At 62.8% G+C, this 9116-nt stretch carries 8 protein-coding genes; 4 read left to right on the top strand and 4 right to left on the bottom strand.

The features are described from left to right. Positions 1-160: 160 nt before the first annotated feature. Positions 161-397 carry a hypothetical protein gene (locus tag B0B52_RS16055; RefSeq protein ID WP_077594665.1) on the bottom strand — a complete coding sequence of 79 codons (237 nt, stop codon included), beginning with the start codon at positions 395-397 and terminating at the stop codon, positions 161-163. A 170-nt stretch (positions 398-567) separates the two neighbouring features. Between B0B52_RS16055 and B0B52_RS16050 the strand changes: the two genes are divergently transcribed. The 3 genes from B0B52_RS16050 (at position 568) to ylqF (ending at position 4234) form a co-directional block, all read left to right on the top strand. Further along, positions 568-1242: an alpha/beta hydrolase gene (locus B0B52_RS16050; RefSeq protein WP_077594664.1), complete on the top strand. Its 675-nt coding sequence runs from the start codon at positions 568-570 to the stop codon at positions 1240-1242. 282 nt (positions 1243-1524) lie between these two features. Continuing rightward, positions 1525-3111, top strand: a complete 1587-nt coding sequence (gshA, locus tag B0B52_RS16045) for a glutamate--cysteine ligase (RefSeq protein WP_077594663.1) — start codon at positions 1525-1527, stop codon at positions 3109-3111. 169 nt (positions 3112-3280) lie between these two features. After that, entirely contained in the window at positions 3281-4234 is a 954-nt protein-coding gene (ylqF, locus tag B0B52_RS16040; RefSeq protein ID WP_077594662.1) for a ribosome biogenesis GTPase YlqF, read from the top strand. Between the two features lie 47 nt (positions 4235-4281). Here ylqF and B0B52_RS16035 read toward each other — a convergent pair whose 3' ends face one another. Beyond that, positions 4282-4713 (bottom strand): response regulator, encoded by a 432-nt coding sequence (locus B0B52_RS16035; RefSeq protein ID WP_077594661.1) that lies wholly within the window; start codon positions 4711-4713, stop codon positions 4282-4284. A gap of 98 nt (positions 4714-4811) precedes the next feature. Beyond that, entirely contained in the window at positions 4812-5069 is a 258-nt protein-coding gene (locus tag B0B52_RS16030) for a hypothetical protein (protein ID WP_077594674.1), read from the bottom strand. Between the two features lie 165 nt (positions 5070-5234). Here B0B52_RS16030 and B0B52_RS16025 point away from each other — a divergent pair, with 165 nt between their 5' ends. Further along, positions 5235-7586 (top strand): xanthine dehydrogenase family protein molybdopterin-binding subunit, encoded by a 2352-nt coding sequence (locus B0B52_RS16025; RefSeq protein ID WP_254425734.1) that lies wholly within the window; start codon positions 5235-5237, stop codon positions 7584-7586. A gap of 187 nt (positions 7587-7773) precedes the next feature. On the opposite strand, the gene B0B52_RS16020 is transcribed toward B0B52_RS16025, so the two are convergent. Beyond that, positions 7774-8799 (bottom strand): bifunctional 2-polyprenyl-6-hydroxyphenol methylase/3-demethylubiquinol 3-O-methyltransferase UbiG, encoded by a 1026-nt coding sequence (locus B0B52_RS16020; protein WP_254425733.1) that lies wholly within the window; start codon positions 8797-8799, stop codon positions 7774-7776. Between the last annotated feature and the right edge of the window lie 317 nt (positions 8800-9116).

Here is a 9116-nt window from a genome sequence, read left to right as displayed (position 1 = left end):
GGGGAGGGGGTGTGGTCGGCACGGGGCAGCTAAGGAAGCGCTGAACAAGTCCCCTGCGGCGCGCGATCATCCGGGCTCGGGCGGTCCGCTGCGTTGAATTTCTTGTCAATAGCCAGCTATTGACAAGAAATCCGACCTGTTTAACGCAAAGGCCCTGAACTCAAATGCCCAGCAGTTTTTTGGCGCCGCCCAGGGCTTTCATCGAGTCGTCGTGCTTGCCTTCCTTGTGAAACTTCTCTCCGTCGGCACGCAGGGATTTGACCTTGCTCATGTCGGCGGCGGAAAGCGAAGGCTTGGTCGAGAGTTTGGCGTCAATGGCTTTCATCTCGTTCGGGCAGTTGTGGGCGAAGGCCAGTGACGAGGCGGTCAATGCCGCGGCAGCAAGGATGAGCTTCATTCGAACCTCCAGTGCGCGTCAGAAAATGCTGACGGCAAATGCTAGCAACATCCCGCCACCGCCCGCAAGCGCACTTGCCCTCAGGTGCCGGGTGCCCTGGAAACGCCCGTTCGGACCATGCGGCGGGGCCTGCTCATAGAATCAGGGGTTTCATCCGACCGGGTTCACGCATGTCTCTTGAAGTTATTGAAGCCCAGACGGGCGAGCAGCCCGTCGCCACCATTTTGATCATGCACGGCCTGGGTGCCGACGGCCGCGATTTTGTGCCGGTGGCCGAGCAGCTGGATCTGTCCAGCGTGGGGCCGGTGCGCTTCCTGTTTCCCAATGCGCCGATACTTCCCGTCACCATCAACGGCGGCTACCAGATGCCGGCCTGGTACGACATCCTGGGCGCCGACCTGACAGCCGGCCAGGACGAAAAAGGCATGCGCCAGACCCAGGCCGCTGTGAACAAGCTGATAGAGCGCGAAACCTCGCGCGGCATGCCGGCCAACCGCATCGTGGTGGCCGGTTTTTCCCAGGGCTGCGCCATGGCCCTGATGGCGGGCCTGCGTTATCCCGAGCGTCTGGCTGGCATCATGGGGCTGTCCGGCTATTTGCCCCTGGCCCACACCCTGGCCGCCGAGCGCAGTGCCGCTAACGAAGGCTTGCCGGTTTTCCTGGCCCATGGCAAACGCGACGACGTGGTGCCGCTGGCTGCGGCCACGGCGACACGCGACGCATTGACCACCCAGGGCTACCCGGTTGATTGGCATGCCTACGATATGGAGCATTCCGTCTGCATGGAGGAAATTGCGGACATGAACCAGTGGCTGCTTGGCGTGTTGGCCCAGCCTGCTGCCTAACGTGTTGCGGCGGGCCCGGCTGCCGTAAGGGCTTTCCCAGGGTTGGGCAGGGCCTCCGTGGATGTCCGGCGGCACCGCCTGGCCGATTTTTCTCATTCAATGGGACTCCAGCCCTTTCCGTACGGGCGGTGCCAGCTATTGAAAATATAGCAACCGGCGCAAGATAGAAAAAGTGCAACTTACCGGGCTGTGCGTGGGGGCTTCCCGCCGCGCCACCCCGCCTGCAAACAAGCGCGGCCTGTGATACCTTGCACGCCACGAAAGATTCTGAGGGAAGAAGTTATGAACAGCTTGCATGCGCGCCGCGCCGCGCTTTTGGGAGACCGCCTTAAGGCGCTCGGCCCCGCCAGGCTGAAAGGCATGCGTCGCGGCATTGAAAAGGAAAGCCTGCGCGCGCAGCCAGGCGGCGCGCTGGCCCTGACACCGCATCCGGCTGCGCTGGGCTCGGCCCTGACGCACCCCTGCATCACCACCGATTTCAGCGAGTCGCAGGTCGAGCTGGTCACGGGGGCGCACAAGGGCCTGGCCGACGGCGCGGACGCCGCGCTGCGCGAGCTTACGCAAATCCATCAGTTCACCTACCGCGCCATGCAGGCGCTGGGCGATGAAATGCTCTGGGTCTCCAGCATGCCTTGCGGCCTGCCGACCGACGAGACCATTCCCATTGCGCGCTTCGGCTCGTCCAATGTCGGGCGCGCGAAAAGTGTTTACCGCATGGGCCTGTCGCACCGCTACGGCCGGCGCATGCAGACCATTTCGGGCATTCACTACAACTGGTCGTTGCCGGAGGTGAGCAGCGAGCAGTATTTTTCGCTGATCCGGAATTTTCGCCGCCAGGCTTTTTTGCTGCTCTACCTGTTCGGCGCCTCGCCGGCCGTGTGTTCCTCCTTCGTCGCCGGGCGCCAGCACGAGCTGCAGTCCCTGTCCGACAGCACCATGTACATGCCGCACGGCACCTCCTTGCGCATGGGTCGCCTGGGTTACCAGAGCGACGCCCAGGCCTCGCTGGCCGTGAGCTACAACAGCCTCGACGGTTATGGCGCTTCCCTGCAGGACGCGTTGACGCGGCCCTATCCGGCCTACGAAGCGGTGGGCATCCAGAACCCCGGCGGCGACTACAACCAGCTGGGCTCCACGCTGCTGCAGATCGAAAACGAGTTCTACGGCACCATCCGCCCCAAGCGTGTGATTTTCCCGGGCGAGCGGCCCTTGCATGCGCTGCGCGAGCGCGGCGTCGAATACATCGAAGTGCGCCTGATGGATCTGGACCCGTTCGAGCCCGTCGGCATCAATGCCCAGACCATGCGTTTTCTCGACGTATTCCTGCTGCACTGCCTGCTCAGCGACAGCCCGCCTGATACCCCGCAGGAAATTGCCGAGCTCAAGCACAACCAGCACCACACCGCAGCGCGCGGCCGGCAGCCCGGGCTTTTGCTCAAGCGCGCGGGCAAGGAAGTGCCTTTGACGTCATGGGGCGCGGAAGTTTTGGCGCAATGCGCACCGATTGCCGCGGCGCTGGATGCAGTGCACGGCGGCACCGCCTACAGCGAGACGCTGGTTGCCGCAGAAGCGGCGCTGCTCAACCCTGCCAGCCTGCCGTCGGCCCGCGTGCTGGCAGCGATGGAAAAAGACCACGGCAACTCCTTTGTGGGTTTCGTGCGTGCGCAATCTGCCCGCACCAAGGAGGCGCTGCTCGGCCTGCCATTTTCCAGCGACCAGCAGGCTGCCTTCGAGGCACTCACGAAGCAGTCCATTGCCGAGCAGAAGAAGATAGAAGCGGCCGACACCATGCCCTTCGAAATCTATCGCCAGCAGTACATCTCTGCCGAGCGCCTGGGCATACCGAGCCACGAGGCAGCGGTCGCCTGAAGGTCCCGTCGCCGTCCTTCCGGGGGCGCTGATACCTTTCACCTGCCTGCCACCCCTCCGCCGGGTGGTTCACAATTCGCCTGCGGATGTCCGTTTCGCGCCGGTTACGCGCCCTGGCGCTCCAGCGGCGGCGTATGTTCCAAAAGTACAGAGAAAGAATATTCAAAAGATGGCTATCCAGTGGTTCCCCGGTCACATGCACCTGACCAAAAAGGCCATCAGTGAGCGCATCAAGGAAATTGATGTGGTCATTGAGCTGCTGGACGCGCGCCTGCCCGGCTCCAGCGCCAACCCCATGCTGGCTGAACTCACGGGCGCCAAGCCCGCCCTCAAGGTGCTCAACAAGCAGGACCTGGCCGACCCGGCGCGCACCGCGCTGTGGCTGGCGCATTACAACAGCCTGCCGGGTACCAGCGCCATTGCGCTGGACGCTAGCGAAACCACACCGGCGCGCCGCCTGATCGACGCCTGCCACGCCCTGGCGCCTACCCGCGGCAGCATGGTCAAGCCCATGCGGGTGCTGATCTGCGGCATTCCCAACGTAGGAAAATCGACCCTCATCAACACCCTCACCGGCAAGCGCGCCACCAAAACCGGTGACGAGGCCGGCATCACCAAGCTTGAGCAGCGCATTGTGCTGGCCGATGGTTTTTATTTGTGGGACACGCCCGGCATGCTGTGGCCGCGCATCATCGTTGCCAAAAGCGGCTACAACCTGGCGGCCAGCGGCGCCATCGGGCGCAATGCCTTCAACGAAGAAGAGGTTGCGCTTGAACTGCTCGATTACCTGATTCAGGCCTACCCCGCCTTGCTACAGGCGCGTTACAAGGTAGAACTTCCTCCGGGCATCACGGACGAACAGCTGCTCGAAGAGATAGGCCGCAAACGTGGTGCCGTGCTCAGCAAAGGACGTGTCAACCTGCAGAAAGCGGCCGAGATCGTCATCTACGAATTTCGCGCCGCCACCCTCGGCCGCATCACGCTGGAGACGCCCGAAGAGTTCGGCCAATGGCTGACCGCAGGGAGGCTGCTTGATGCAGAGCGCCAGGTGAAGAAAGACCGGATAGAAACCGACCGCTTGGTGCGTTTCAAGAAGATTCCGCGCCCACCGCGCGAAAGCTGACGGCCTCACGCTTTCAGGCTTGCACCGCCGCCTGAAAATTTGACGGCTCAATGCAGCCGGCAAAAGGCCAGAAACTGGTCCAGCTCCGTTGACTTGTCGAACACGGCGTCGGCGCCGACAGCCATGCAGCGTTGCCGTATCTCGGCGGTCGCGTAGTTGGACAGCACCACCACGCGTTGCCCCGGCTTGTGTGTGCCGCAGTTCCTGAGCACGCCAAGGCCGCTGCCCTGCAACAGGAAAAGGTCAACGATCAGGAGTTGCCAGTCCGCCGGATGCTGCACCAGCCAGGCGCAGGCGTCCTGCTCGGTTTCCGAGAAACCAATGGTTTGCACACCGGCCAGCTCGGTCAGGGTGTCGACCAGGTTGTTGCGGATCAGCGCGTTGTCTTCGACGATGTACGCCTTTACCGGTGGAAAAAATCTGGCTTTCTTCCTTCGGGGGGCAGTGGGGCCGCGCAGGGGGCCGGCGGCAAAGTTCATTGAGGTCACCTTGCCAGTTTCCTGCGCGGACAGCGCACCCGCCGCAGGGGATTGCTTTGCGCGAACGTAGGACAGAGCCCTACAACGCGCCCTGCGGCTTACAGCGGGCCGGAGGGGCCGGTGTTGCCTGTCAGGCGCCTGCGGCCGTACGCGATGAGGAAGCCGGCGCCCAGCGCCAGCGAAAACCATCCCACCAGTGACGAATTGGCCACAATGCCCTGCATGCCGGGCGAAGTGATGAACCGCGGGGAAACCAGCACGGCCAGCCCGATGATGGCCAGCAAGATGCCTTTGACCAGAAGTTCGTTGTTGGCCTTGTTGCTGTGTTTGCGGGTGGGGGGAGGAGGTAGGGGCATGGTCTCATTGTCCGGCATTTGCCGGAGGGGGCCGCGCACGGGGGTTTCACCAGCGGGACAAGCCTGATCGGGCCAATCGATTTATAGTGAACCAACCCATCACCCATCACCTATATCTCCGGGCGGCCTTTTTCTTTTGCAACGGCGCCCGTTTCAGGAGCACCTGTGAGCCAAGCTTTGACCGAAACCTCCAACCCCAGTCTCAACCCCGCCCGCTTTGGCAGCGGGCAGTCCGTTCGCCGCCTGGAAGATGACGCACTGCTGGCCGGCGCCGGCCGGTTCACCGACGACGTGAGCGCTGCTGAACAAACGCACCTGTTTTTTGTGCGCTCTCCTTATCCGCACGCACGCATTCTGTCGGTAGACATGCAGGCGGCGCGGGCCATGCCCGGTGTGCTCCAGGTTGTGAGCGGCGCCGAGCTGGTGGCCGCCGGCGTGAAGCCCATGCCTGGCTCCGTTGGCTTCAAGCGCGCCGACGGTTCGGCCAGTGTTTCGCCGGTGCGCCACGTGCTGGCGCATGAATTCGTGCGTTTCGTGGGCGAGCCGGTCGCGGCGGTGGTGGCACAGACACTGCAGCAGGCGCGCGACGCGGCCGAGGCGGTGATGGTGGATTACGACGAACTGCCCATGGTGGTTGACCTGAACGACGCCACCGCACCCGGGGCACCGGCGCTCACACCCGAAGCGCCAGACAACATTGCCGCCGAAACGCGCTACGGCAGCATCGAGGCCACGGCGGTGGCTTTTGCCCGGGCGCGGCACGTGGTGAAACTCGACATCGTCAACCAGCGCCTGCAGGCACTCAGCCTGGAGCCGCGGTCTGTGCTGGCTGCTTTTGACAAGGACTCACGGCGCCTGACGATACGCATGAGTACTCAAATGCCGACGGGGGTGCGCGACTCGGTGTGTGACGCGCTGGGCATGGCGGCTGAGCAGGTGCGTGTGGTGGTGGGCGACGTGGGCGGCGGTTTCGGCATGAAGACCAGTGCCTACCCTGAAGACATTGCCGCCGCTTATTGCGCGCGTGTGTTGCAGCGCCCGGTGAAATGGGTGGCAGAGCGCAGCGAGGAGTTCGTCTCTGCCTACCATGGCCGCGACCTGCAAAGCCGGGCCGAACTGGCACTCGACGAGCACGGGAAAATCCTGGCGCTGCGTCTGGCTTCCAAGGCCAATGTGGGTGCTTATGCCACCGGCGCGGGCGTGGCCATTCAGCTGTTGATCGGCCCCTGGGTGCAGACCAGCGTGTACGACATCCAGACCGTCGATTTTCATTTCCAGGCGGTGTTGACCAACACCGTCTCCACCAGCGCCTACCGCGGTGCAGGCCGGCCCGAGGCCATCTTCATCATGGAAAGGTTGATGGACGAGGCCGCGCGCCAGACCGGCATCGACCGCATTGAATTGCGCCGACGCAATTTCATTCAACCTGCGCAAATGCCCTACACCAACCCGATGGGCCAGGTGTACGACACCGGCAAGTTCGAGTCGGTGATGGACCAGGCGCTGGTGCTGGCCGACTGGAGTGGCTTTGGCACCCGGGCGGCGGAGTCGGCCTTGCGCGGAAAAATGCGTGGCCTGGGCATTTCCACTTTTCTGGAGTGGACGGGTGGCAACGCGCTTGAAGAAACCGTTACCGTGCAGATCAAGGCCAACGGCGTGATCGAGGTTTTCACCGCCGTCAATGCCATGGGGCAGGGCATCGCAACTACGTTGACACAGCTGGTGGTGGACGCGTTTGGCGTATCCGCCGACAAAGTGCGCGTGGTGATGGGTGACACCGACCGCGGCAACGGTTTCGGCAGCGCCGGCTCGCGTTCGCTGTTCACAGGCGGCTCGGCAGTGCGCGCCGGCGCCGACAAGGCGATTGCGCTGGGCAAACAGTTAGCGGCTAAAGAATTTGAGGCCGCCGCCGAGGACGTGGTTTATGCGGGCGGCGACTTCACGGTGGCGGGCACCGACTTGCGCATCGGCCTTTTTGAACTGGCCGCGCGGCAGGGCGACCGGCAGATTTTTGTGGATTCAACCACCGCCGTGGCGGGCCCGACCTGGCCCAACGGCTGCCATATCAGCGAGGTTGAGGTCGATCCGCAAACCGGCCATGTGGCGGTGGTGGCCTATGCGTCGGTCAATGACGTCGGGCGCGTCGTTAACCCTATGATCGTGCGCGGCCAGCTGGACGGCGGTGCGGTGCAGGGCATCGGCCAGGCGCTGTGCGAACACATGGTTTATGACCGTGAAACCGGCCAGCCGGTGACCGGCAGCCTGATGGACTACGCCGCGCCGCGTGCCGATAACGCACCGCAATTCAAGACCGAGATGGACCAGTCCACACCTTGCCTGAACAACCCGCTGGGCGTCAAAGGTGTGGGGGAACTGGGCACCATAGGCGCCGGCCCCACCGTGGTCAATGCCGTGGCAGACGCGTTATCACGCCGCGGCATGGCAGCCAAGGCACAACACCTGCAAATGCCTTTGTCACCTTCCAGGCTGTGGGAATTGATGCAGGCTCCGTTATGAGGTTCTGTGGCATTTTTGTAAGTAAAAAAATGCCGCAGCCCTTGTTTTTCGGGCGCCAACAGCTATAAAAACAATAGCTGACTGAAGATCAAAAAAAGGCCCAACCTCAAGCGTGGCCGGCCGCTTCTTTTGCACGCATCTTCGCGCCTATGTATTCACCCTGGGTGATGTGCCGGGCGCTGGATCCCTATTGCGGCGCCCGTTCGAAATAGACGAAGGTATTGCGCGGGAAAACGTGCCTGTAAACCGGACGTGCAAGAACACGCGCCAGGTTCTTCAACTGAAGCAGCCCGGAGGCGCTGTTGTAGAGCCGGTAAAAACTGGGGCGAACAGGCCGCAGGCCGGCCGCCTTGCCAAAAGCCACCAGCGAGGCGTGGCTGAACGCGTTGATATGTTCAAGCGGTGCAATGGGCATTTTGTCGTTGGCGGAAAGCGATCCGAAGCTTTGTCCCCCTTCGATTTTTTTCAGTGAGGTCACGGCGTCCGGCACGCTGATCTTGATGAGCCCGCCAGGTGCCAGTGCGGCCACCAGCCGGTCCAGTACAGCCCGGGGCTCTGTCAGGTGTTCGAACACCTGCTCGGTATGAATGAAGTGAAACGCCTGGTCTGGCAGGTCTTCAAGGGTCAAAAGCTCTATGCCGACGGATTGACCGTGCGCACTCCGCTCCTGTGACAGCTCCACGCCAGACACCCGGCAGCCATAGGCCATGGCCATTCTTGACCAGTGTGCCCAGCCGAAGCCGAAGTCCAGCATGCGCACCGCGGCTGGCGGCCGGCCCAGATGCTGAATGACAAACTGCACCTGCTCCGCCAGGTAGCGGTACTCCTCCAGGCTGTAGTTGCGGTGCTCGCGTTCGAAGTCGGTTCCTGGCACCCAGCTGTTGTAGATCTCGCCGAGGAAGGGGTCACCCGGAATGTATTTCTGGAAACTCAGGCCGCAGCGCTGGCAGCGTGACAACACATACAGGCAATCATCTGCGGTGCTCGAGGCATTGCCCTCGTACTGAGTCTTCAGGTAGTTCTGGATGCCGTCGCTTGTGTACGGCTCGCGGTACACCTCTGTCAGTGGCACCGACAGGCAGGCAGGACAGCAGGTTCTGGTCTGCATGGCCGCACCGCAATAGGCCGGGTTGGCCGCTTGCTGGGGGCCGCTTTTCAGCACGGGGCTCGCGGCGTGCACACGGGAAAGTTCGTTGTTCGCGGTCAATGTCATGAAGGGGGCAGACAAACGTGAATTCATCTGGAGTGGGCGCAAGCCTCAATTTAGCGGTGTATGAGGCGAGGGCGGTAACCTCGTGTAAGGCCTCCAATCAGGCTTCCGGCCCCCCCGCTGCGCCGCCGATGCGGCAGTGCACCATTGGAAAAACCGCACATCACCAGCCATCAATTTGCCGCCACGAGCCGCTCAAACAGCAGGTATTCAGTAGCAATTGAGAGGAAATGAAGCGATCAGTCCTCGCTGGTCGGCCCTCGTCCGGGCCCCGTTCGGCGCTGGGGTGGAAGGCCTGTCTGCTGCCGGGCGACAATCGA

It is taken from the genome of Polaromonas sp. A23 (genome assembly GCF_002001015.1).
Classification (GTDB): Bacteria; Pseudomonadota; Gammaproteobacteria; order Burkholderiales; family Burkholderiaceae_C; genus Polaromonas.
This window is presented reverse-complemented; position numbering and strand designations above follow the sequence as displayed.

Bases quoted from the DNA above. Each gene is read 5' to 3' on its own strand.
- B0B52_RS16035 (WP_077594661.1), bottom strand. From the start codon at position 4,713: ATGAACTTTGCCGCCGGCCCCCTGCGCGGCCCCACTGCCCCCCGAAGG.
- B0B52_RS16050 (WP_077594664.1), top strand. From the start codon at position 568: ATGTCTCTTGAAGTTATTGAAGCCCAGACGGGCGAGCAGCCCGTCGCC.
- B0B52_RS16055 (WP_077594665.1), bottom strand. From the start codon at position 397: ATGAAGCTCATCCTTGCTGCCGCGGCATTGACCGCCTCGTCACTGGCC.
- ylqF (WP_077594662.1), top strand. From the start codon at position 3,281: ATGGCTATCCAGTGGTTCCCCGGTCACATGCACCTGACCAAAAAGGCC.
- B0B52_RS16030 (WP_077594674.1), bottom strand. From the start codon at position 5,069: ATGCCCCTACCTCCTCCCCCCACCCGCAAACACAGCAACAAGGCCAAC.
- B0B52_RS16020 (WP_254425733.1), bottom strand. From the start codon at position 8,799: ATGACATTGACCGCGAACAACGAACTTTCCCGTGTGCACGCCGCGAGC.
- gshA (WP_077594663.1), top strand. From the start codon at position 1,525: ATGAACAGCTTGCATGCGCGCCGCGCCGCGCTTTTGGGAGACCGCCTT.